This is a genomic window from Elusimicrobiota bacterium (assembly GCA_016218575.1).
Lineage (GTDB): Bacteria > Elusimicrobiota > Elusimicrobia > UBA1565 > UBA9628 > JACRDN01.
Genome location: JACRDN010000012.1, coordinates 1 through 24654 on the forward strand (window position 1 = coordinate 1; position 24654 = coordinate 24654).

The window sequence follows — 24654 nt, forward strand, 5'->3', positions numbered from 1 at the left end:
AATATGACCAACTGGCAGGCCCAGATTCGAGTTGATTTCGAGGCGCGAGGAGGGAGCAATGCCGCAGCGCATTGTGACCGACGAGCAACGAAGAAATCGGCCGAAGATGGGCCTGCCCGGAGGGCCGGGGCACTTTTGGGCATATTATTCCATTGCGAGCCATTAGGCGCGGAACCTCGGCCGACCGTCATAGCGGCGCACCAGTCCCAGCACCTTGCCGATCACTTGGAAGCTCGTGGTGATGGGAGCGTAATGCGGATTGGCCGACTCCAAGTGATACGCCCGCCCCGAGCGCCTGAGACGCTTGACCACGCCCTCCTCCCCGACCAGGGCTACCACGATGTCCCCGTCCTCCGCCGTGGGTTGGCGCCGCACTTGGACCAGGTCCCCCTCCATGATCCCAGCCTCGACCATGGAGTCTCCTTTGACGCGCAGGAGGAAATCCGTTCCCAAAGTGAAGCTGCGGAAGTTAAAGTGGCCCTCGACGTGGTCCTGGGCGATCATGCCCGGGCCCGCCCCCACCCGCCCCAGTATCGGGATCTCGACGCCAGAAGCGCCTTCCGTCACCGAGATCGCCCGGGCCATTCTGGCGGCTTGGCGCTTCAGGGCTCCCTTGGCTTTCAAGGCCGAGATATGGTCCTGGACAGTGCCCACGGCCAGACCGAAATGCCTGCCTATCTCCCTGAAGGTCGGGTGCGGCTCTCCCTGAGCCGCCCGGACCAGGATGAAGTCGTATATCTCCTTCTGCTTCTTGGTAAGATTTTCCATGGGCCCAGCATACCATATATCCGTATGGTATGTAAGGGTTGGAATGTTGCGTGATAAAATAACACCATGGCAAAGAAAAACATAACCCGCCGCGCTCGAAAGCCTTGCTCCTCTCCCGCCGCGCCCCGAGAGAAAATGGGCATCGACATGCTCCACGATCCCCTTTTGAACAAAGGAACCGCCTTCTCCCGGGAAGAAAGGCTGAATCTGGGGATACTCGGGCTCCTCCCTCCGCGGGTTTCCACTCCGGAGCAGCAGGCCAGCCGCGTCCTGCAGAACCTGCGCCGCAGGGCCGCTCCAATCGAGAAATACATCGACATGCTGTCCCTGCTCGACCGCAACACCTCCCTCTTTTACCAGGTCGTCTGCGCCCACATCGAGGAAATATTGCCCATCATCTACACGCCCACGGTCGGGGAAGGCTGCCAGCGCTACGCGCACATTTTCCGCCGCTCCCGCGGGATTTTCATCACCCGCCACGAGAAAGGGATGATACGCCAGGTCCTCGAAAACTGGCCGCACAAGGACGTGCGCGTCATCGTGGTGACCGACGGCGAGCGCATTCTGGGACTGGGCGACCTCGGAGCCAACGGCATGGGCATCCCGGTGGGCAAGCTCTCCCTCTATACGGCCTGCGGAGGCGTTCCTCCGGAGCAGACTTTGCCGGTCATGCTCGACGTCGGCACCAACAACCAAGCCCTCCTCGACGACGGTCTCTACCTGGGAACCTGCGAGCGCCGCCTGGAGGGCCGTGACTACGATGAGTTGGTAGCGGAGTTCATGGCCGCCGCGGCAGCGGTATTCCCCAAGGCCCTAATCCAGTTCGAGGATTTCGCCAACCACAACGCCTTTCGGCTCCTGGCCGCATACCGCGACAAGGCCTGCTGCTTCAACGATGACATACAAGGAACGGCGGCCGTGGCCCTGGCCGGCCTCTACTCGGCGGCCTCTATCACAGGGGTTCCGGTTTCCCGCCGGACTTTGCTGTTCCACGGGGCCGGTGAGGCGGCCATCGGCATAGCCGACCTGGTCGTAAGAGCCATGACGGCCGAGGGCCTCTCCCTAGAGGAGGCGCGCGGGCGCTGCCGGTTCATGGACAGCCGCGGCCTGGTGGAAAGCGGCCGTGCGGACCTGCAGGAGCACAAGAGGCCTTACGCCCATGCCGGCAAGCCCTTACGCGGGCTTCTCGAAGCGGTGCGGGAGCTCAAGCCCAGCGCTCTCATCGGCGTCTCGGGCAAGAAAGCGCAATTCACCCGGGAAATTGTCGAGGAGATGGCTTCGCTAAACGACAGGCCCCTGATCTTTGCCCTCTCCAACCCGACCAGCAATTCCGAATGCACTGCCGAGCAGGCCTATGCCTGGAGCAGGGGAAGCGCTGTGTTTGCCAGCGGCAGCCCCTTTGACCCCGTTTCCTTCCAGGGACGGACCTTCGTTCCCGGACAGGCCAACAACGTCTACATATTCCCGGGAGTGGGCATGGGAGCCATCGCCTGCGGGGCGCGCCGAATCACAGACGAGATGTTCCTGGAGGCCGCCCGGACCTTGGCCTCCTGCGCCGGTCCCGAGGACATAAAGGCCGGCTGCCTCTTCCCGCCGATCTCCCGGATCAAGGAGGTCTCCAACCGCATCGCCGCGGCCGTGGCCCAGGTCGCCTACGCCCGTGGACTGGCCAAGGAGCCCAGGCCCGCGGATATACTCGCGCAGATCCAGGCCCGGCAGTACCGCCCCCAGTATTCAAGCTATTTTTAACGCCATAGGCTCGAGCCTCGAAATGAGCGTCTTCTGGAGCGCTTTTGGCCTCATCCTGATCGCCGAGATCGCGGATAAAAGCCGAGTGGCTGGCCTGTTCTTGGCCACCTCGTTTCGCGCTCCTTGGTCTGTTTTTCTGGGCATGAGCCTGGCCTACGCCCTGCTCGAGGCCGTCGCCGTCGCGGCCGGAGGGGCCATGCCGTTTTTCGTCGCGCCGGACCGCCTCCGGCATGGGGCGGGCACCCTGTTCATTCTTCTGGGCGCGGCCGGAATCCTTTTTGGCGAGAAGGCCGAAGGGCACGCCAGAAATCAGCTCAATAAATTCCGGCGCTGGGGGCCGTTCGCGGTTTCCTTCATGGCCGTCTCCCTGGCTGAAATCGCGGACAGGACGCAAATCGCCGCCGCGACCCTCACAGCCGAGACAGGCAAGCCCGCCCCGGTTTACCTAGGGGCGCTCGCGGCCCTGGTGCTCCTCAACGCCTTGACCGTATGGGCCGGGGCCTCCATCGCCTCCCGGATAAGCCCGCGGCTCATCCGGATTTTTTCCGGGACCTGCTTCATCCTGGCCGGAGTCTGGATGCTGGCCGCGGACTGACACTGACCCCTTGCGGCGGACCCGCCCTCCTGCTATTCTTCTGACGTCGCCATGGACAACATCAGCTTGACCGGAGCCCTGCACGAGGTGATGCTCAACAGGGGCTCGGATCTCCACCTCGTGGAGGGGGCGCCTCCGATCGCGCGCGTGGCCGGGGAGCTCAAAACACTCCCCTACCCGCCCCTGAGCGAGACCAGGATAGAGGAGCTCATCGCCCCCATCTTGAGCGACGAGAGAAAGGAGGCCTTCCAGCGGGAGCGGCGTCTCCACTTCTCGCACACCATCCTGGGACTCGGACGCTTTCGCGTAAGCCTCCATCGCTCCATGGGAAAAATCGGCGCCACCCTGCGTATCCTATCGACCAAGATATTCCCCCTCTCTAACCTGGGCCTTCCCCCTATATTGGGACAGCTCGCCGCCCGCCCTTCCGGAATCATCTTCGTGACGGGAACCACGGGCAGCGGCAAGAGCACGACCTTGGCCGCGATGCTAGAGCATATCAACCAAGAGGCAAACCCCGGCAAGATCGTCACCGTCGAGGACCCCATCGAGATGATATTCAGACCCTGCCGCTCGATTTTCGTGCAGAAGGAGGTCGGATCCGACACACCCTCCTTCGAGGCGGGAATCCTCGATTCCCTGCGCCAGGACCCGGACGTCATCTGCATCGGAGAACTGCGCGACTCCCAATCCATTTACGCAGCGCTTCTGGCCGCCGAAACCGGCCATCTGGTGCTGACCACCCTTCACGCCCGCGACGCCTCGACCGTCGCCCAAAGGATCATCACCGCGGTCTCCTCCCAAGACCAGGACATCGTGCGCGAGCAGTTGGCCGCAAGCTTGGAAGCCGTGGTCTCCATGGAGCTTCTGCCCCGCAAGGACAAGAAGGGGCTGGTACCCGCCGTGGAGGTCCTGGTGGCCACGCCCGCCATCCGCCAGATGATCCGCGAGAACAACCTGGGTGCCATCAACGACGCCATCCATTCAGGCTCGCGCAACGGCATGATCTCAAAGGACAGCTGCCTTAAGAAGCTCTACGGAGAGGACCAGATCTCCAAGGAAACCGCCTTGTCCCGCATGCGAAACCCCGAGCTTTTGGCGCGCAGTTAGGGCTCGCAATGGAATAATATGACCAACTGGCCCGCCCGGAGGGCGGGGGCACTTTTGGGCTGCGACTTCGTTTCTCGTCACTCACATACCGCTGCGGGCATGCTCGCTCCTCGATCCTCGTCTCGCTCCAAAATTGCCCCCGCCAGTTGGTCATATTATTCCATTGCGAGCCCTTAGGCCCTGCCCACGGCTTGCTCGGCGGCCATCGCGATGATGACCCTCGCCAGGCCCGCCGGCGGCGTGGCGCCGGCATTGAACACGGCGTGGTAAAGCAGGGGGTCATTTATATCCCTGGCGAAGTAGGTTTTGACAAGCCTGCTCCGCGAGGCCTCGAGAGACTCCATTTTCCTCTCGGCCTCGGCCTTCTCCAACCCGTAGCGCCGCATGAGCGCGGAGAGCCTCAGCTCCATCGGCGCGGCGAGCCGAACATGCGTCCCGCCCGGGATGTCCCTCGTCACGCAGGCGCCCGCCCGGCCCACGATGACTACATTTCCCCCCGCGACCAAGCCTCGGATGGTTTTAAAGATCTTCCGGAATACCGCGAGCTGGGAAGAAAGCCCGGCCAGGGACTGCGCCAGATAGTCCTCCACCCACCCTCGGAAACGCTCGTCGATCAAAGACTCCGCGATCACCGAAAGTTTCGGGTCTGAGGCCACTGCCTCGCAGAGTTCGTTATCGAATATGTGCCAGCCGTGAAACATCGGGCGGGCGTCCTTTTCCATCTCGGCCAACAGCGCCTCGGCCAGGGAACGCCCGCCCGCCCCGGACTGCCGCGAGATGGTGATAAACGCCCGTCGCGGCCGTCCCGGCTCGCCTCGCCCCTTGAGAGCCGCGGCCTCGGCCTCGAGATACGACCCCAGTTTTCCCATGTCTAGCATAAAACCCTCTATTTCTTGAGCTTGCCGGCGCGCGCCGCCCCCTTTCTTGCGGGGATCATGCCCGAGGGAATCGCCAGCACGGGCTTGGTGGAATGGCGCAAGACCCTCTCGGCCGTGGTGCCCAGGAGGGTGCCGCTCAAGAAGCCCTTGCGGTGGGCCACCAGGACGATCAAGTCCGCGTCCTCGGCGGCCGCCACGATTTCCTCGGCAGGCTTGCCGAAGGAGAGGCGAAGCCTCGGGCGGCAAGTCTTCCTGATATTCTCGGGCAGGTCCGCGATCGCGTCGGCCATCAGGCCCTTGGGGCCCTGAATGGCCGCGGAATCCCGGTAAACCGGGAAATCGATGACATGGAGAACCGTCAGGCCCGCGCCCAGAGCCTCGGCCACCCTGCCGGCGGCCTCCAGGCCGCCGATGGAGTACGGCTCGAAATTCACCGGAGCCATGACCTCCCGGATTTTACGCGCCTTGCCCCGCACTATCATCACTGGAATGGTCGCGTGGCGCATGACGGTTTCCGCGATCGAGCCCTGAATCGCGTGCTCAAGCCAGGTCCGGCCGTGGGTGCCCATGACCACCAGGTCGTACTTCAGATCCCTTCCCCAAGAAAGAATGGTCGGCTCGATGGCTCCGGGAACGACCCGCACATCCGCCTCCTGGCCGAGCCTCGAGCGCAGCTCGCGCAGGGCGGTTTGGCTGGCGCTGGCGGTCGCCTTGGGCTCGGGAATGGAGGCCGGGGAGTAAACTCCCAAGGCGGAATAGAGCCAGGGCTGGACATAAAGACCATCGACCTTCGCGCCGAACTTGCGCGCCAGAGCGACGGCCTGCTGCCAGGCCGCCATGGACACGTCCGACAAATCCAGCGGAACCAGAATTCTTTTAGGCGGAAAGCGCAGCGCGTGGTTGGTTTTCATATATATGCCTCCAATAAGTTCCCCGCAACGAAAAGGCCGGCTGAAGCAACGAACTGAGCGAGCATTAAAGCTTTAGTGGCGCTAAATTTCAAGGAGAAGGAAGTAGGCCGACATCAACGCAAGCCCACGACCAGCAGGAATAAGAACGCCCGCATGCCCACCGCCGCGGAAAACCTCAAGACTCCCGCATAAAGGTAGCCGCGGCCGCGCTCGAAGGCCAGGCCGAAGACGAACACCCCCGCCGCGATCGCGGCGGGCTGGCGAAGAACCTCGGCCGCCAGGCTCCGGCTCCACAGGCCGCTCATGGTCACGGCCGCGCAGCCCATGAGCAGGAGGAAGCCCTCGAGTTCCTCCTCAACCCAGCGCACCGAAAAAGGCAGGACGAGGACAAGCCCCATGACCAGGCCCAGCCCGCCCAAAACCAGTATCTCGCTCATCACCACTTGACCCATACTACATATTTCGACGCACATCACAAAACTTCCTTGAATTTTTCTCAACGGAAGTGGTATTATCTATCTGCGGGGTAGAGCAGCCCGGTAGCTCGCAAGGCTCATAACCGCGAGAACCGAAGTTGACGGTTCGACTCGCAGAAGCGCTGGTAAATCCAGCGCTTTTTTATTTCACCCTGCGCAGCCGGCCGCTCTAAAGTTCGCAGGGAAAGCGAACTTGTGAAGTGGTAGGAACTGCGCGTCGCAAAGAACCGGGTCCGACCCTTCCAGTTTAACAGGACTTCCGTCTTTCGTCAACTTCAGCCTACTCATGCAGCGATAGCAACCCGTGCTTGCGCCACTCCCGAAGCTCCATGCTCACGGCTTCCACGGTGAAGGCCTCAGGATCGAACGGCCGGCCGATCCATTCGACCATGTCCTCGTGCTCCGGATGCTTCGGGTCCTTGATGGCCGCCAGGAAATTCTCGTAGCCGGGGATGCTGCCGACATCTTCCGGCGGGCAAGCGCGAGCCCCGTCAAGGCAGACAGGGTGAGCGGCCTTGCCCTCAACGGGCCGCACATCCTCGACCGCGATCAGATGCTCCCAGCCGTCGCCGAAGTCGTATTCGTAGACGAGCTTCGAGCCCTTGCCCTTGGCGAGCTGGGCTAGCGTGTAGCGCCGCTCGTCCTTCGTCTCTTCCGGCCCCACGACCTCGTCGTCCGGAATCCCGTAATAGGTCTTGCCGACGATGAACTGGTGGAGATGCGAATTCGTCCAGCCCATCGCGACCTGTAGGACCTCATGGAGCTTCTTCATATTGATGTCGCTCGGCACGGCCAGCCTCCGCCAGATCGGCGGCTCGATGCCGTCCAGTGTCACCTTGAGTTGATACGTTTGAGCCGTTGATTTAGTTCCAGCCATGTTCACTCTCCCACGACGAAATCTCGGTAGGTCTCCGATGTGCGCTTGTCTCGCTTGATGCCTTCCGGCTTTGCGTCAAAGCACGTGTGGATGAGACAGCAGCATTCCGTCCACTTCTTTTGGTGCGCCACGTTAGGGAAAAGTGGACAGCGTCTGGTATCGTGATGTAGCCAGCGGAGGCACCTTTCACACCAGACTCGTACCGGCTCTTTCTTCGTTGTCTTCATGAGATCAAGTGTTCCCCTGCTCCTTCTTGGAAGTTGCCTTCTTCGGCGAAGGAAGAGCGCGGGAAAGCTGTTCAAAGTGGCGGGATAGAACTCGCCCATTCTTCTGTAGGTAATTTAGGCTTTCAGCGAGGCGTTTAAGCTCCGCACGACGGCGCTCAATCAAGTGCTCCGAGTCTTCGACAATCTTCTTCGCACTCTTGATATCGTCGGTAGGATCAAGAGCCATCGCCTCCTTGTTCTTGAGCCACTTATTCTCCTTTCGTGCTGCCGAGGTCGTTGCCATGGCCAGGCACCACCGGATCAGCGATCGGGATGCCGAGTCGATATTTGTCGCAATCTTCAACCACGTGCCGACGTCGCCGTCTGCCTCCGGAGTCCGATCAAAGTACCAGTTCAGGTTTTTGTCGCTTAGAATCTCTAACATCCTCACGATCGGAGCGAACGACTGCAAGGGCCGGCCCGGCAAAGCTGCGCGATGCTTCCAGATCTTGAGAATAACGTCGACGCACTCGCGCTCGGCCAATGCCCTTTCAGCGCCGCTCGAACCTTTCGCCCGGGCGATAAGTTCCGCCAGATAATGCGACATCCAGCGCCCGAGTGTATCTACGCCTTGCTCGAACTTAAGCTCGGCTACCAACTCCTGACCGAAGGCGACGACATCCGCTGGTCGTGTGCAGGGAGCCGTCGCTTCTGAGGATGTAGAGCCTGGTGTAGAATTGATGCCTGTAGTACTCGGTGCTTTTCTCTTCTTTAGTCCCATCGTCTCGTTTTACCTCTACCTCGATGATCAGATCGCGTTGCAACCTCGCCAAAACCGCGAGCAGGAATTTCAGATCCACGCTCATGTGGGTGCCGTCGTTCCCGCCCTCCTTATCACCATCGTCCCTGCGGCAGCCCCAGACCGTCGTTCGCATTACGGATCGGTTGCCGTACTGCCAAATACGCTGTTCGTCGTCACTCCTAAGGCGCCAAAGTCTACGTACCAGCCGTCCGGGACGGGGCACTGGCCAGCGAATGTCGCCTGACCTGCCATCGAACTTATCTAGCCCGGATTCGGTGCCGTCTGGACTCGCGATCCAACCCTTCAGTTCAAATTGGCCGGCGGAAATCTGAAGGCTGTCACGCTCGGGAGGCACACGATAGTCGTGAAAGCAGTCGATATTTTGCAGAGCACGAAGGAGGGACAAGGAACTCTTCTGAGAAACCAACGCCGTTGATATTCGGACATCCTCGCTTCTATACCCTTCCGTGCGATTCCACCGTCCCCAAGCGACGATCTCCTGCGGCACGGGTTTGTTGATACCAAGTGCTTGGTCGAAATCAACCGGCAGGATCGACCAGCGCCAGTCCTTGCTATTCTGCTCCCGCGGGTCTTTCTGCCACCGGGCGCGCTCCAGTGGTTCAAAATCGCGTCTGTCGGCGACCCATCTTCCATCCGGCCGCGTTAATAGGTGGCCTTCAAGCCATGCTGACCAGCGATCACCACGCCAGCTATCTTCCGTCGTAATCGCTCGTTTGGCGAGAAGCTCTCCCGCTGCACAAAACGAGGCGTGGTAGCTCAAATAGAATGTCAGGCGGTCCGCGCTTGGGTAACTTCCGTGATCGGGCTCGGTGCTGAATGACTTGAATTGGCCGAGGCGTGCTCGAGGATCCTCTTTCCAGGCCCCTCGATATTTCTCGCCCCACTTATCGACAATCCACTTGCCCACCAAGTTGGCGACTTGCGCCGTGCTTTGGTTGAAGGTTTCTGCTAGCGGCCCAAGCCAATATCGATCAAAGTCGTAACCAAAGTGAAAGCCCCGGGCCTTCCAAACGTCCGTCCTCCACCCGACTTTCTGGCCAGGTTTTGGGGCGCGTCGTGGGAATGGACTCTCATTCACCTCTCGGAGCTGTGCCAGAGTCCCCGCAGGGCATGCCGAAGAATGTTTGTTCGCGATGGCCACAGCCGCGATAGCGGCAAAGTGCCGCATCAGGACATGCGGCTCATCGTGAAGGGCAAGCCGCAAGAAGACAGAGAAATAGTTCCGGAGAAATGATGGGTTCTCCTCAGCGACCCGGGCCATGGCGATGAGCAGATAGAGTCGGCCGTGCCGATAGTAGAGCGGAAAGCGGCGGTCGGTGAATGCCGGTAGCTCTTCGGCCCTCATCAGCTCGATCAACGCGGCAACAATCTCGCGTTGACCGACCGCGCACAGTCGCCTAACGGCATGGACAGCGATCCAACGCTCTTCAGGTTTAGGGCTGCAGAGTATCGAAAAGAGGAAACCCGCGACGGCATGTGCTGACTTCTTTGGTGGGACCAGATTTGCTCGCCAATCCCCGTCGCCATCCTCTTCCCGTAGGATGGGATCTAATCGGTCGAGAGAGTACGTAAGCACTCGCAGCGATTCGGACGGTCTTAAGCTCACTCTGGCAACTTCGCCGGCGAGATGGAACCAGGATGCCGCTGCGACACTGTCAACATGGTCCGCCAACGCCCCCGTCAGACGGGATAACAAGTCTCTCTCGGACAGCCCGCTCAGCCGGGCACAGCGGCCAAGATCGCGGCTTGAGACCCAGCGGCCCCGAGCCAGCCCAAGCGGATGTTGTTGGACGATTACTTTGATTTCCTCGCTCACGGCTCGTCGAACGGCTTCGCTGCTCTTCCAGGCTCCCACGGCTCCTTCCAGCATGTCGAGGGCCTGCCAAAATTCCAGTGCCGAGGCGCCAAGTGCGTGGACGTGACTTGCCCAGGACTTGGGCTTGATCCTCTGGCGAATTTGCAGATAAAGGGCCTCCCATTCCCAAGGGGCCGGCTGGGAACGCATCCTGGCGACAGCACGAGTGATTCCGGCCGGCGAATTGAGATCGAGCCCCTGGAGTAGACGTCGCCAGTTCGGCTTTTGCTCGCGACGCCCTGACTTCGGTAAGCTAAAGCTAACGGAGCTGCCACTCGAGCCCTTTCTTGAAGCCGCTGATTCAAACGCATGACGGGCCCTTAGCCGCCCGATATTCAAATCAAACTTCGTGGTTGCGGAGAGGAGCCCTGCCAGCGAGGTCTCCCTGCCCTCACTGAATTCAAGATCGGCGACTAATAGGTCGAGAATCTGCTGACGCTGTCGTTTCTCGAGGTTGCCGTCGAAGAAGAGCGCTGAGCTGTCACGCATTCCCCAATACCCGGGGAAGATGTGGAGGGCCGCCCCGATTGGCGGACTTAATTGTTTCCTTTCCAGCAAGGTGCATATGACGGGCGGCAATATCGACCCAAGCCAGGCTTGCCGGCGGTCGTGCCACCGGCTGGTGATGGCGAACCCTGAGGAGGAACAGAGCGCTGCAACAGCTTCTGACACGTCGTGCCAAGGAAACTTGTGGTCGTTGTGTGCCTCGAAAACTTCTGCGAGGCGAGCAAGCCTGTACGCTTCACGTGAATGGGGCTTCCGATCCTGCGATGCAGCCCCTGCGACGGTAAGCAGGCAGAACAATCGGTCGTGCATTTCGTCGCCGATTCGCCCGAGGCGCTCTAGCGCGAGTTGGAAATAGCCGGCTGCTTCCGGCTGGCTGGCGGAGAGAACCGCACGGGCAAGGCTCGCAAGGCCTTCTGATGTCTGTCGAGCGTCCGCATGTTCCCCAAGGATGATGTCTTTCGCTCGAGCAGCAAGACTTAGGGCAGCTCTTGGAATGCTTGGATTCTGGGACGCAACGCGCGCGAGTGCCGTCCATGTTGGAGTGTGCACCCTGCTTTGCTGATCGAGCCACTTTGTCAAGACCTTGAGATTTACTTCAGTGGCCAGCCCTGCCCACCGGAGCGAATCGAGCCAAAGCAAAGGGACATCATTGATGACTCCAGTACGCTCACGGTCGTCTGGCGACCACGAAGTGTCGGAGAGCGACTCCCTCTCGGCGGCAGAGAGGAGCCCCGCAGCGTCGCGCTTTCTGAGCCTTCCGGCGACGGCCAAAGCACGTACTTTGTACCAGGGGATGAGGGCGCTATACGACCTCTTGAATTTCTTCGCCTCCTCATTGAATTCAGAGCCCTTTTTGGTCAGCTCGCCGGTGAGCGATGATGGCGTGATCTGGTCAAGCCCGAGTTCGGTGCCACTCAGAACAGACGCCAATGCCGCATTTCGCAAAACCGCGTCACGACGATCCCTTTCCCAGTGGTCGAACGGTCTCGCATGGGCTGGTCGGTGGGCCTCGAGAACTTCCTTTATGTGTGTTGCCCTGACTTTTCTCCGAAAGGCGAATTCTGACGCTGCGGCAATCGCGCAAGCGATTGCGCCGGAGTCCCGCTCCTCGGCGAGCTCATTCGGTTTTGTTCGTCGCAGGAGCTTGATGGTCGCGACCACGTCGGCGGAGCTGGGCAGCGCATGTACGCGACTCAGCTCTAAAGTGATGCCAAGCCGCAAGTGGAGGTCTCTGCCGGCATTGGCCAGCCATGCCTGCACGGCAGCAAGTCCTCCTGCGTCCAGAATGCGCTTTGAAACGAGCCGCCCTATCTCGAACGACAGCGATCTTGGCGTCCAGCCGGAGATAAAACTTGCCGCCTTGCGAGGGCCCTCGATCAACAATACTGCGAGGGTCAGATCGGCTATGTGCTCTTTGCCGATATCCTGCCGGCTCTCCGAGGGCGTATTCGCCCAGTCTCGCAGCGACTGAAATGCAAGCTGCAAGAAATTCCCAGCTTCCGATCGCTGGTGTGGATCGGAAGCCAGCATGATCGCGCATTGCGCGTACCCACGATCGCCGAGTTCCCAGGCGCGCTTCCGAAAGATAAAGTCAAAAACAGTGTCTGAACCAGCGAGCCTCGCTACAAGGTCCGCATTGTCGGTCAAAAACCGCGCTTGGCGGTCATCCGAGGCGGTTTCCTCGCCGGCCCGTATCATCAGCTTCGCAGCATCTTCCAGTCGATTCTTGGAGATTGCCGCCTTGAGGGCATATCGGACCCGTCGAAGAATGACTTCCCGCTGTTCTACGGCATCGTCCCCACCAAAGGGTGGGCCGGTTAGGGCTAGGTCAACCAGTTTTGAGTATTTGCCCGCGCCAAGCAGCAGCTGCGGTAGGGCAGCAGCAATATACCCGTCTGTGGCCGCCTTCGGCTCAAGGATCTCAACGATCTTGGAAAACGTACGTGGCGAAGCCGGAAACCGTTGCCTGAACCAGGTCTCTACAGGCTCGTCACGAAATTGAAGAGCCCCTTCATAGACCCAAAGTGGGCGGCCGCCCGCAAAATCCGATGCGAAGCTGCGAACCGCCGCAGATGGAACCCCCGCAGCTAGGGCAAGCGTTCTTACCGGGACTAACGGGGGTAAAATCGACAGTGCTGTGCAAAGCGCCTGAAGATCCTTCGACGGGCCTTGTTCGCGCTCAACTCGGGTGAGCGCGCTCTCGAGTTGCTCCTTTATCAGAGTTTCCACCGTTCGCACCCGGGGGCCGAGACTGGCAAGAAGATCGGGCAGCGTATTGGAGTTGGCCAACGCGTTTGCCTGCACCCGAGGGTTGCTGTCCGTCAGACGGTGAAAACGTTTTACGTCGTCATCCGTGGCCTTCAGGTACTTCCCACGGAGATGGACGGCGGTTTCCGCTTCGGTGAATGGCGACAGGTCAACACGGATCGCAGATGCGGGCAACTTCAGAAGATCCAAGCGCTCCGTCCGCGCAAGGGCAACCAATCGGCAGCCCTCTGGTGGTGCCTCATGGAGGATATCCTGGACAAAGGCCGCCTCTCGCCGCTCATCGGCCGCAATTGCGGAATTGTCTGCGGCATCGAGGACGACGAGCACGATGGCTTTTGGCGACCGCGCCTTGACCACAAGGGCAGCTTGAGCCAGCCGCCGGCGAAACGCCCGAACAAATGCGTCTCTTGCCGTGCCCTTTGCTGGCAATAAGACATCGCACAGCCCACGCGCAGAGAGAGTGTTCGCTATGTGCACCAAACCTCGCGAGTGAAGATGCCGTGGATCGCGGGGGGATCGATACGCTCCTGCCGCAAAGCCGTCGAAGATAACCGATTCCGAGCCTGGAGGAAGCCCCTTTAGAAGGCGTTGGGCCAGGATCGACTTACCAACCCCGCCCGCCGCGTGAATGACAACCGGATTGTCGGCGCGCAGGACGGCGTGAACGATTTCGCTCTCCTGCGAGCGAGGTATCTCTGATGCGACCTTCTCCATTCGCGGGGGCGACGGCAACAGGTCATCTTCCACGAAGCCGAGGCGATGAAGTACGGTCGCGCGAACAATGACATTGTCGGCCTTGGCCTCTGAAAGGGTTTTCGAATGAACGAGGTCCTTCATTCTGAGACAGGCGTCCACATCGACATGGCCGAGAAGGCCGCCAGCTTCAGACTCTAGGCTGGCGTACTGCTGCCTTCGACTTGCCTCCTGTCCTTGAAGGACGAGTAGTGGAAGAAACGCTTTGAACTCGACAGGCTTCAATCCAGACGCGGCTCTAATCTTCTCAAGCGTTGGATTGGATCGACCCTTAAGGGCGTCCCAAATAGAGCTTGCGATAGGCCGGTTCGTTACAAAATGGAAGCGGACTCTCTGCGCCAAGATGGATGCGCTGTGTTTCTGCCGTAACGCGGCGAACCGCTCGCCAAAGCCTTTCAAAGTGTCTTTCAGACCGCTTACATTCCATGCCGTGTTGGCCGCAGTCGTAGAGTATTTGAGCTGGCAATAGGCAACCCGCTCGGCCTTTTTTAGCGATTGGGATCCAAAATACTCTGTCGTGTCGATGACGAGAAGGCCGGCCGTTGTCTTGGCTTCCTTATCCGAAACACCTTCGACGGCAACCGCGACGAGTTTCGACGTGGGGTCAAGCAAACGAAGCGCTCTGCGTGCAGTCCATAGAATATGGAAGTCGTCACCATCGTTTCGGTAACGAACTAGATCCAGGTAGTTTGACATGGGTCAGTCGCCTGGCTAAAAGATCGCGACCCCCGGCCCTTCGCGGCGCAGCCATTGACGACGCCTCTCAAAGTCAGGCAGGACAGATTTCAATATGCGCCAGAACCGGGCCGAGTGATCATGCGTTTTCAGGTGGCAAAGCTCGTGGACAATGACGTACTCCAAGACCGGAATGGGCATCATTGAAAGCCGCCAGTTGAGGCGGATGTCTCCGGACTTCGAGCAGCTCGCCCAGCGCATCGCTTGATCCCCAATTCGGAGCTTCCCCGGCTTCACTGCCAACGCTCTGGCATGCTTGCGCACAACCGCAGATGCCTTTCGCTCGGTGAGTGCTGAATACCAGCTGCGAACCGCGCTCGACATGGCCGCCCTGAGCGCGTCGCCTTCCTGGCCATCCACGACGACCTTGAGCCGGCGATCCTCAACCTGGCAGTAGGGAACCTCAAGGCCTTGCCGCCGCTCCAGTTTCAACCTGAGGTTGCGTCCTAGGACAGAGAAGCTCTCTCCGTTCTTCAGCTCCTTTCCGGGGTGCCTCCGCTTTAATTCGCGGAAGTAACACTGGCGTTCGACAATCCAGGATGATCGGCGGGACACAAATTGCCGGACTTGAGCGCGCGTCATAAACTTCGGCGCGCGGACCTCGGCCACGCCATTGCGGTGCACTTTGAGAGCCATCGTCTTGCTGCGCTGGGTAACGAGAACCTTGAACTCGATCCTCTGGCGACGATAAAGGATAAATGGCATGGCTATCGCTTCACCCACTGCTGGGCCAGCTCCATGAATTCGCGCACCAGGGCGGGCAGGTCGTCCTCATCGCAGCCCTTGGTTCTCAGCAGCCGCTTGATCTCGCGACGCATTTCCTTCTGAATGTCCTCGCGCTCCGTCCACTCGGCGACTGCGCGCTGCTCGACGATCCCGATAACGTCCTTGGCCAAGGTGGCCTTCTTCTCTTGGCTCTTGAGCGGGATCTCCTTTGCGTGGGCGCTCACCAAGCCGAAGAACGCGAACTCCCTTCCGCCATCGAGGCCGAGCTTTCTGGCCGCCTCGTCCTTGTGAGACTCGGTCTCTTTGATCCTCATGAGCGACAGCACCAAGTCCGCATCGTCGTGGCGCTCTCGCTTTTGGTTCTGAATGAGGTCTTCAAGCTGCTTCTGAAGCGAGCCGTAGAAGACAGGGTTCTCCGCCACGCGAGAATGCAGGGTGTCACGAATGGCGTATTCGAGATGCACGGCTTTGGCCTTGTCGCTTCCTTTGGCCTCTAGCTTTTCGGAGAAATCCGGGGCGGTGATCGTCAGAGGTTCTAAGAGCCGCTCGATGCCCTCGGCAACAATGTGGGCGTGAATCAGCGCTTCGACCTTGCCGCTGAGGTCCTCCGTGCGCAGTCGCTCGTCGCGATAGAGATTTTTCGCGCCCTCTCGAATCGAGCCCAAGAACTTGAAGTCCTTGAGGAAGGGCTCGACCCTAAGGTCCGGCATGAGAAAGTCCATGCTCTTGGAGAAGGCGCGGTAGGCCTTATCGAACTCGCCTCGAACGGCTTCGTCGCGCAGCGCTTCGAGACAGTCTTGAATAATGGTCCGAGGCTCGCCCTTGAGCGAGACCTTGGCGAAGAACTTAAGGCAGGCCTTTTGATGATCCGCCAGCGCCTTTAGCTCTCGCTCCACGTCGTCGGTGCGGAACAGGCCGGCCAAGTCCTCCGCGCTGAACTGCTCCAAAGCCTTCGCAAGTTCCTTCCCCAGGCCGATGTAATCGACGATCAACCCGTAGTTCTTCCTGGGATAGGTCCGGTTGGTGCGCGCGACCGCCTGGAGCAGCGTATGCTCCTTGAGCCTCTTATCCAGGTATATCGCTTGCAGGATCGGGGCGTCGAAGCCGGTCAGCAGCTTGTCGCAGACGATCAGGAAGCTCAGGGAGTCTTTGGGATCGTTGAACCGTTCCTTGATCCGCCCTTCGGCTTCATCGGTCAGGCGATACTTTTCGTGCCACCCTTCGGGATCGCTTCTCTCTACCGTCATGACCACAGCGGAGAGCGCCTGATCGATGAGGCGATCCAAGGCCGTCTTATACAGTGCCGCCGCCTGTCGGGTCTCGGCGACGATCATTGCCTTGTAGCCGTTCGGTCGGATCGCCTGGTTGTAGTGCTCCACGATATCCAGGACGATTCGGTCGATCCGCTGTGGAGCCGAGGCTAGGACATCGGGCGTCGCGTACTGTCGCTTTATGTCCGCCAGTTCCTTCTTGCTCTTGCCGGGGAATAGTCCGGCCAGCAGCGAGTCGAGCGATGCGCCCACGAGCTGCAGGTCAGCCAGGCGACTCATGTATTTGATCGGAACCGTGGCCTTGTCCTGTTCCGCCTGGACGATGCTGTACTTGTCGAGATACCTCTCGCCTTCGGGGCTGAAGAGGCGGTAGGTGTTGCGGTCGCTCTTGTCGAGCGGGGTGCCCGTGAACGCGAAGAATGCCGCGTTTGGCAGCGCCTTTCTGAGGTTGAAGGCCAGATTGCCGTATTGAGTCCGGTGCGCTTCGTCCGTCAGCACGATGATGTTGTCGGCCGTAGAGAGAGCCTTCTCCGGCGTTGTCCGGAACTTCTGGACCGTCGTCATGATCGTGCGGCCCACGCCTTCCGAGAGCATCTGGTACAGCTCGCGCGAGCTCTCCGCGCGGACGGGATTCGGAAAGCCGCAGTCTCGGAAGTTGTCGGAGATTTGCTTGTCGAGGTCGCGTCGGTCGGTAACGACGACGAAGTAGGGGTTCTTAAGTCGCGTCTCCTCACGAAGCAGCTTGAGCGCGGCAAACAGCATCGTCAGGGATTTGCCCGAGCCCTGCCAGTGCCAGATGATGCCCTTCTTGTCTTTTTCCTCCAGCACGCGACGGACAAGCTTCTGGACTGCCGTGAACTGTTGATAGCGGCAGACTTTCTTCTTGATTCTTCCCTCGTCCACTTCGAAGACCGTGAAGTTGCGGATGATGTCGAGCAGGTTATTTTTGTTGAACAGGGCCGCGATCAAGACATCCTGAGCCGCCGGAACCTTCGGAAGGTCGTCCTTCTTGATGACCTTGAGTGCCAACATCTCCTTAATCGAAGGATGATCGGTGAGCACAGGCAGCTTCTCGCCTGGCTTCTCTCTCCATTCGTGAAAGCCCTCTACGTCGGCGCCCACGGCGCCGTACTTGGCGCCGAACAGGTTCGCACCGACCAAGAGTTGGTTGGTGCGGAAGAGCGCTGGAATCTCGCGCTGATAGCGCAGGAGCTGCTCCATTGCGTCTACCACGCCGGTCTCTCGGGCTATCGGGCTCTTGCACTCGATGACGGCCAGCGGGATGCCGTTGACGTAGATAACGATATCCGGCCTGTCTGTGAGCTTCGGCCCCTTCACCCAAAGCTGATTAACGGCCAGAAACTCATTGTTTGAGGGCTCGTCGAAGTCGATAAATCTGATGGTCAGGCCGCGGCGGCCCTCACCGCCTTCCTGCTCGATGGTCACGTTCGAGATCAAGTCGCGGTGAAACGCCTTGTTCTCGTCCAGCAGCCCGGCACCCTGGATGTTCGTGACCCGCCGGATGGCCCTGTCGAGAGTGGCCTCGGTTGCCTCCGGATTCAGCTCAGCGAGCTTCTTGCGCAAGCGATCCACCAGAACGACGTCCCGCCGCGAGCTGCGCTCCGAGCCCTCGGCCTCCTGCGGATCGAGCTTGTCCCCTGAAATTAGCGTGTAGCCCATGCGGCCGAGCTGTTCAATCGCTGGCTTTTCGGAGAGCGTGTCTTCGTTAAGGCGCGGCTTGGTCATACAAAGGGGCACCTTTCCAGCGCGGGCTTCTTTGCGAGCGCAAATCGAAAGTCCTCATGCAGCCGCTTGGCTTCCTCCGCAAGAATTCCAAACTCGGCCTTGAGCTTCTCGATCCCCGTGGAGTCCTTTGCGATCTTGTCGATAGCGGCAATGATCTGGGCTCCTTGCTCTGAAGATCCGCATTTTACAACCTGGGTCTGTGTCCGAGAGGTCTTCACCTCGTTGTTGCTTCCGCCAGGCACGCAGAGGCCCTCCTCACCGATGCCGAGTCGACGATTGAGAACCAAGACTGCGATATGCGGATAGTTGGCCCAGGCCCCTGGTTCTGGAGCACCTCCCGCATAGGCGAGCTGGAGGCCGGCGAGTTCCTGCAGCTTGGGAATGACCGACTCCGCATTTTCACGGGCCTTCCCGGCCATCGATCGATAGCGCTCTTCAAACCTTTTCCAACGCTGAAGGAGGTCGGGGTAATGCACCTTCAGCGCATCGTCGAAGTATCTCTGGAACCCTTCGGTCTCATGCCAGTAATCGTCCTGAAAGATTCCCATCCGGTCGGTCTTGGCAGGCGTCTTGATCCGAACGCGAAATTCGGTGCGGACATAGGTATCCTGGGCAATGTGCTCTTTGTTGCGGTTGATGACTTCCGTGCCAACCTCGATCGGGGACATTTTCATCTGACACACGGGGAGGTAGAACTCCTTGAGGTAGGCGTAGATTGGCGCAAGAACTTCCTTCTGAATCTCATGCGCGTGCTCCTCCCGCAAGCGCATCTTTCGTCTGAAATGCTCCTTGCCGATATCCGTGAAGAAGCCGACGCCCCAACCCAGGACGCCGGTGGCAGCTACCATCCAGTGGTCTTTGATGAACTCCAAAGGTGCGGTCATCGGCCTACACCCGAACCTTGCCGGTCAAAAGCACTTGCATCAATCCCTCTTTCAAGACTTCCATTCGCTCACAGGCTGCTTCGGACTGCAATATCGCACGGTCGACGGCTAGCAGTCGCTGCCCGATTGCTCTCTGCTCGCCCAGTTCTGGCAAAGGGATTGGGCACATCGCCACATCGCCCGCATTTACCGCCGGGTAATTGGAGCCCGTCATCCTTTCTACTAGGAAGTTTACGAAGCGATCGCTACGGATGAACTGATAAAGGAAGTCTCCATCGACCATCAGCTTTGGATTCAGTACCGCAAAGCCCGTGGAGGCGATGAGATTCTCAGGCGCATCATCAATTTTGGTGAACGCCATTAGGTAAGGGCGTACTGTTGAGACAAGGATATCTCCGGACCTCACAACTCGACGAGCGCGAGAGGGAGCCGCCTTGAAGACGACCTCCCGCATCTCGGAAATGGTCCCTCGGTTATCGACGGAGGAGATGTCGATGTACCGAAACCTTGAATCGGGTGGCGTTGCCTCCCCGAGGGCCTCCACGTTGATACTGGTGCAGTCTCCAATTGAAGACATCTTCCAGCCATATTGACGCGGCATGCGAACGAAGACTTCTTGGATGAGCCCTTGCTTTAGCTTGCGCGTCGCCTGCGCCGCCGCAGCGGCTTTTTCAATAGAAGCTTCGATCGCAGACAGAATCTCGGCGATCTTTTTCTGCTCTTGCTTGGGAGGCAGCGGGAGGGCGAATGCCTCTAGATCGCTTCGCAGGACCCCATTAATTGAGGTGCCTTGGTGAGTCGCCTTCAATTGCGGCACGAGCATGTTCAGTGCCCAAAAAAGATATTCCGGGTGCACGCGATTCGTGTCAGGGATTAGTCCCGTGATGTCCTGGCTAATGGCTAGGTCGAAAGGAGCGATGGCCAACTTCCCAACACCCGTCCTGGTCACAATAAGGATAGAGCCCTTCGGGAGGACATTCGTTGTGCTGCTACGAACTGCCTCTTGGGTAATGTGTCGACGCGCGGCTATGACCTTCTGCTTTGAAAAATCAGCCCCGGTAATCCAAGGGATATCTCCGCGCCAGTACGCCTCAGCCTTTGTGTCTGGTGTGCCGCCATTGACAAGTTCCCTTGCGAGCGACCCTACAGAGGACGCTTCCCAATCCACGGGAATTTCTCCTGCGGGTGTTTTCTTGAATCGCTGTTGCGCGCCAACTATTGTGACTTGATCGGCCATGGCTTATCGCGAAGGCAAACTCTCCCGTTCTTTCACTTTGAGATCGAAGATTGCGCCCAGGAACCTCAGCAGCATTTGCTGGTACAACTCCGATGGAAGTCCCGTGGACGGAACATCTCCGAGGTAATACCCCGCGCGCGCGAACTCGCGCGCCACGGTTTCCACGCTGGCCTGAACGTCCATAAGCTTCGAGCCCCGCATGTAGTCGGAAAGCGAGGGTGCTGCTATCTCGTCGACCGTCTTCCAAATAGAGGAGAACCCCCCGAATATAGCCGTCCAGTTCAGCCAATCCGGTTCCGAGGCGTGCTGATACTCGGCTGATGCCAGGAAGCTCCACCACCGTGGCTTTGAAAGCCAATACTCGACCTTTTTCCCATAAGGCTTCTTCACGATGAGGCCGGACCTGGATACGTCGATCAGGGCCTGATGGACGCTCAGCCAGAATAGGCCGACCGAGTCAGCGATTTCTCTCGGATGCCCTTCATTGTGCGTAAGCAGATACAAGAGAACTTCGGACTTTGCCCCGATTCCGAACAAGGAGCGCATGAGGAACCGGAGGTTGGAGCCAGAGTTCGCCGTGACCTCTTGGGCTTTCTTCTGAGTCTTGATGCGTGGCCTGTTGAAGTCGAAGGCCCTGAAGCTTGGATCGATATTGTCGCCTTCCGCGCGGGGGTGGAACTCTCCGGATGGCATTTTGAAGAGAGGTTCAAGCAGGCCGCCCATCGGAGGCTTCCGGCCGTGACAGTACCTGACGAGGTTTTTCCATTTCCTGCTCTGCCCGTGGTCCGCGACATACTGCAAGGAGCCGCCGACAACGCGAATCACGTTGGCATCCTGGGTCGAAAGGAGTCTACGCAGCCTGGCGTTATCGAGCCACTCGCCGTTGACCTGCAGCCACGCGAGGATCTCGTCGAACAAGCGCGGCTCAAAGCGCGCTAGGTCCAGCGAGAAGATCAGCAAGGCCTCGGGGTCGATGATCCATTTGTCTTCCGCCCCCGAGACTCCCAGGATGCCGAGCGTGTTCCACTGACGCCAAAGGAGCGTCAGCATACGGTCAAGCAGCGCTTCTCTAAAGTCTTTGAGCGACATCGGAGTGCCCCATTTCCTTTAGAATCCGTTTCACTTCGCCGCGATAGGGCTCTGACACGTCGTGGGTCATGCTCCAGCGCGCGGCCTGTTCGAGCTCCTGGGCCGACGGATTGAGTTCCAAGAGGTCCTGATAGTGCTTGCCGGCCTGGTCCACCGCGGCATAGAGCTTGAAGTGAATCTGGTCGTAGCGACTGATAAAACGCACCGTCAGATGCTCGCCATAACTTCGGACCTCCGCTCGGTCGAGAACGCCTTCGGGCAGACCGAAATCCAAAGCGGAGGTCGGGCCGGGATTCAGCCAGCCATCCTTGAGGTGCAGGTCGCGCCCGACCTTCGCGGCTGCTTCGATAAGGTGCGACGGGAGCGGCTGAGCCGTATGCATGGCAAGACCATCGTTCGGCGTCTCCGAAAGCAGCGCCACGACATCGACGTCCTTGGTGGGCCTCGTGACCAAGCGCAGCGCGTGCAGCGCCGAACCGCCGCAGACCAGCAGGTCAACCGGCGACTTCTTCATCGCCGCAAGCTGCTCGCCGAGCGCGGACAATACCTGGTCGATCTCTTCCTTGCTGTGAAATGCCATGCCTTAGACCTTGTAGCCCAACTCCTTGAGATAGCCTTCGACCTTCTCCTCCGCCCGCGCGCGCTCCTTCTTAAGCTTCAGCAGGTCATTAATCGTCTGCTGGACATCGATCGGCTCCTCATCCTCCGTAATGTCCACATAGCGCGGGATGTTAAGGTTGAAGTCGTTGCGGCGAATCTCATCCAGGCTGACGGGCCGGCAATATTTCTCGACGGCCTCGTAAGAGCGATAGGCATTCACAGCCTTCTCGATGTCCTCCTGGCGAAGCTTGTTCTGGTTTTTGAGCTGCTGGAAGTCCCGCGCGCCATAGAGGAAGAACACCTTGCCCTTTCGCTTGGCGGGCTTCTTCTTGTTGAGGATGAACAAGCACGCCGGGATGCTGGCCCCGTAGAAGAGGTTAGAAGGAAGCCCGATCACCGCTTCGATCAGGTCCTCTTCCAGGAGACCCTGCCGAATCTTGCCTTCGGCGCCGCCGCGGAAGAGGATACCGTGAGGAAGAACTATGCCGGCGCGTCCGGAAGGCTTTAGGGTTGCGGCCATGTGCTGAACGAAGGCGAAGTCGCCGTAGCTTTGAGGCGGCAGACCATACTTGAACCGTCCGAAGGCGTCGTTCTCGGCCGACTCGACGCCCCAATTCTTGAGCGAGAACGGTGGATTGGCAATCACGATGTCGTATTCGATGAGCTTGCCCTTTTGAAGAAGCTTCGGCTCCCGGATCGTGTCGCCCTTCTCGATCCGCGCGCCGGAGATTCCATGCAGAAGCATGTTCATCTTGCAGATGGCCCAGGTGCCAATGTTGCGCTCCTGGCCGTGTAGGACAATGTTCCGGGCATTCTGATGCAGCGCGCGAAGGTGGTGAACCGCCTGGACCAGCATGCCGCCCGAGCCGCAGGCGGGGTCACAGACGTACATGCCCTCTTGCGGATCAAGAATCTCGACCAAGAGGGTCACGACTTCTTTGGGCGTATAGAACTCGCCGCCCTTCTTGCCGGCGTCATCGGCGAATTGGGCGATCAGATATTCATAGGCTCGGCCAAGCATGTCCGGCTCGGCAAGGTCCTCGTTGCGGAGCCGGACCTTGGAAAAATGTAGGATAAGCTTCGAGAGGGTTGAATCAGGGAGCCGGTCCTTGTCGTTGAAATCCGTCGCGGACAGGACTCCCTCAAGGACACGGTTGTGTTCTTCCAGGGCATCGTTCGCCTTGTTGATGGCATCGCCGAGGTTGTGCGTCAAGGTCGTCAAGTGCTTCCAATGGGATTTGGGCGAGACGAAGAACTCGTGCTCATCCGGGTCTTCGAGCGCGATCTTCTTGGTCTTGCCCTCCTTAAGCAGCTTCTCTGCCTCTTCATCGAACACGTCAGAGAGGCGCTTGAGGAACAGGAGGCCGAAGATGTAGTTCTTGTAGTCAGATGCGTCGATTGAGCCCCGCAGGATATTGGCCGATTCCCACAGATGGCCTTTAAGGGTGTCGAGATCGAGTCGTGGCATTTAGAGGGCTCCCATTCCGATGAGATTATTATAGCTGCTATATCGATTCCTGTCAAGTCATGCTTTATAGTTAAACAATCGTATTAATATCTGATTTACCATAGTATAAGCCAGTGTTGGCAAGTAATCGGTCCATTGGCGAATATCTCCGGTGCGCGTCGTACACGTCCCGGTTGGCGAGATGGACGTATTGCCGGACCATCTCCAGCGTTGAGTGGCCCAGGATTTGTTGGAGGCTGAACGGATCGCCACCATTGATGATGTACTGCGTCGCGCAGGTGTGGCGCAGCGTGTGCGGCGAGACGCGCACGCCTTGGATGCCGGCGCGCTCGCCGTAGCGCTTGATCATGATCTGGACATGCCGGCTCGTCAGCTCCCCGCCGTGCCGGCTGATGAACAGCAAGTCCGACGGGACGACGATCCGCCGCCGCGCGACCAGATACGCTTCGAGCGCCTGGCGCGTGACCTTGGCGAAAGGAACGCGGCGCTCCTTTCGACCCTTTCCCATGACCAGGACGGTGCCGCCCGGCACGTCTACGTTGGGCAGCCTCAGCTTTAGCGCCTCCGAGAGCCGCAGCCCCGAGTCCAGCATGAGCAGCATGAGGACCTTGTTTCGCAACCCAAGGAACGATTTGGGGTCGGCCTGCGCAAGCAGCGTTCGGACATGCTCGGACTGGAGCGGTTGGATCAAGTGCCGCTCGCGCTTCGGGCGCTCGACCAGCTCCATCGGATTGGAGCGGATCAATCCCTCGCGCAGCAGGAACTTGAAGAAGCAGCGCAGACCGCCGTAGGTCCGGTGCACGGTCTCGGACGACAACTCGCGCGCCTTGAGTTGGCTCAGATGCGCGCGGATGTGTCCCGCCGTGATCCCCTCCATGCTCGCGATCCCGTAGCGCTGGACCAGGAAGCGCTCAAGGCCGCCGAGGATTTGGTGATACCAGGCCAGAGTGCCCGACGACAGATTGCGCGAGTCGCAGCGCAACCGGAACTCTTCATACGCCTGCTGAAACGTCGTCGCCTTGCGCGACTCCGAAAGACGATCTTGGTTTAGAGTGTTCGTTATCTCGTTCAATTTCCTCCCATGCAGACCGAGTTTCCCCCGGTCTTCTTTTTAGGGGAGTC

18 protein-coding genes are annotated in these 24654 nt (G+C 59.5%); 3 read left to right on the forward strand and 15 right to left on the reverse strand.

Annotated elements, in window-relative coordinates; all coding sequences use genetic code 11:
- Nucleotides 1–162: 162 nt before the first annotated feature.
- Nucleotides 163–768 carry a repressor LexA gene (gene lexA / locus HY921_03265; protein ID MBI5629887.1) on the reverse strand — a complete coding sequence of 202 codons (606 nt, stop codon included), beginning with the start codon at nt 766–768 and terminating at the stop codon, nt 163–165.
- 141 nt (nt 769–909) lie between these two features.
- On the opposite strand from lexA, the gene HY921_03270 reads away from it, so the two are divergent.
- From HY921_03270 to HY921_03280, 3 genes are read left to right on the forward strand one after another with little or no spacing between them, the layout of a single operon-like run.
- A complete protein-coding gene (locus HY921_03270; GenBank protein ID MBI5629888.1) occupies nt 910–2517 on the forward strand; it encodes an NAD-dependent malic enzyme in 1608 nt (535 codons plus the stop codon).
- A 22-nt stretch (nt 2518–2539) separates the two neighbouring features.
- The gene (locus HY921_03275; GenBank protein ID MBI5629889.1) at nt 2540–3112 is read left to right on the forward strand and encodes a TMEM165/GDT1 family protein; all 573 of its coding nucleotides are present in this window, start codon (nt 2540–2542) and stop codon (nt 3110–3112) included.
- A gap of 51 nt (nt 3113–3163) precedes the next feature.
- On the forward strand, nt 3164–4222 hold the full coding sequence (locus HY921_03280) for a PilT/PilU family type 4a pilus ATPase (GenBank protein ID MBI5629890.1): 1059 nt from the start codon (nt 3164–3166) through the stop codon (nt 4220–4222).
- Nucleotides 4223–4395: 173 nt separating this feature from the next.
- On the opposite strand, the gene HY921_03285 is transcribed toward HY921_03280, so the two are convergent.
- The 14 genes from HY921_03285 to HY921_03350 form a co-directional block, all read right to left on the reverse strand.
- Nucleotides 4396–5091 carry a cytidylate kinase-like family protein gene (locus HY921_03285; GenBank protein ID MBI5629891.1) on the reverse strand — a complete coding sequence of 232 codons (696 nt, stop codon included), beginning with the start codon at nt 5089–5091 and terminating at the stop codon, nt 4396–4398.
- A 17-nt stretch (nt 5092–5108) separates the two neighbouring features.
- Nucleotides 5109–6011 carry a universal stress protein gene (locus tag HY921_03290; GenBank protein ID MBI5629892.1) on the reverse strand — a complete coding sequence of 301 codons (903 nt, stop codon included), beginning with the start codon at nt 6009–6011 and terminating at the stop codon, nt 5109–5111.
- Between the two features lie 113 nt (nt 6012–6124).
- Nucleotides 6125–6448 (reverse strand): DUF1646 family protein, encoded by a 324-nt coding sequence (locus tag HY921_03295; GenBank protein MBI5629893.1) that lies wholly within the window; start codon nt 6446–6448, stop codon nt 6125–6127.
- A 319-nt stretch (nt 6449–6767) separates the two neighbouring features.
- Nucleotides 6768–7364 carry a plasmid pRiA4b ORF-3 family protein gene (locus HY921_03300; GenBank protein MBI5629894.1) on the reverse strand — a complete coding sequence of 199 codons (597 nt, stop codon included), beginning with the start codon at nt 7362–7364 and terminating at the stop codon, nt 6768–6770.
- A gap of 231 nt (nt 7365–7595) precedes the next feature.
- On the reverse strand, nt 7596–8177 hold the full coding sequence (locus HY921_03305) for a hypothetical protein (GenBank protein ID MBI5629895.1): 582 nt from the start codon (nt 8175–8177) through the stop codon (nt 7596–7598).
- Nucleotides 8178–8211: 34 nt separating this feature from the next.
- The gene (locus tag HY921_03310; GenBank protein ID MBI5629896.1) at nt 8212–14472 is read right to left on the reverse strand and encodes a hypothetical protein; all 6261 of its coding nucleotides are present in this window, start codon (nt 14470–14472) and stop codon (nt 8212–8214) included.
- 15 nt (nt 14473–14487) lie between these two features.
- The gene (locus HY921_03315) at nt 14488–15216 is read right to left on the reverse strand and encodes a M48 family metallopeptidase (protein ID MBI5629897.1); all 729 of its coding nucleotides are present in this window, start codon (nt 15214–15216) and stop codon (nt 14488–14490) included.
- 2 nt (nt 15217–15218) lie between these two features.
- Nucleotides 15219–18254, reverse strand: a complete 3036-nt coding sequence (locus HY921_03320) for a type I restriction endonuclease subunit R (GenBank protein ID MBI5629898.1) — start codon at nt 18252–18254, stop codon at nt 15219–15221.
- Complete coding sequence (locus tag HY921_03325; protein MBI5629899.1) at nt 18251–19138, reverse strand: hypothetical protein; 888 nt, start codon at nt 19136–19138, stop codon at nt 18251–18253. The genes HY921_03320 and HY921_03325 overlap by 4 nt, the downstream gene beginning before the upstream one ends.
- A 4-nt stretch (nt 19139–19142) precedes the next feature.
- Nucleotides 19143–20375, reverse strand: a complete 1233-nt coding sequence (locus HY921_03330; protein MBI5629900.1) for a restriction endonuclease subunit S — start codon at nt 20373–20375, stop codon at nt 19143–19145.
- A gap of 3 nt (nt 20376–20378) precedes the next feature.
- Entirely contained in the window at nt 20379–21464 is a 1086-nt protein-coding gene (locus HY921_03335) for a hypothetical protein (GenBank protein ID MBI5629901.1), read from the reverse strand.
- A complete protein-coding gene (locus HY921_03340) occupies nt 21445–22044 on the reverse strand; it encodes a hypothetical protein (GenBank protein ID MBI5629902.1) in 600 nt (199 codons plus the stop codon). Before HY921_03340 ends, HY921_03335 begins: the two co-directional genes overlap by 20 nt.
- Before the next feature lie 3 nt (nt 22045–22047).
- On the reverse strand, nt 22048–23532 hold the full coding sequence (locus HY921_03345) for an SAM-dependent DNA methyltransferase (protein MBI5629903.1): 1485 nt from the start codon (nt 23530–23532) through the stop codon (nt 22048–22050).
- Nucleotides 23533–23602: 70 nt separating this feature from the next.
- Nucleotides 23603–24604 (reverse strand): tyrosine-type recombinase/integrase, encoded by a 1002-nt coding sequence (locus HY921_03350; GenBank protein ID MBI5629904.1) that lies wholly within the window; start codon nt 24602–24604, stop codon nt 23603–23605.
- Between the last annotated feature and the right edge of the window lie 50 nt (nt 24605–24654).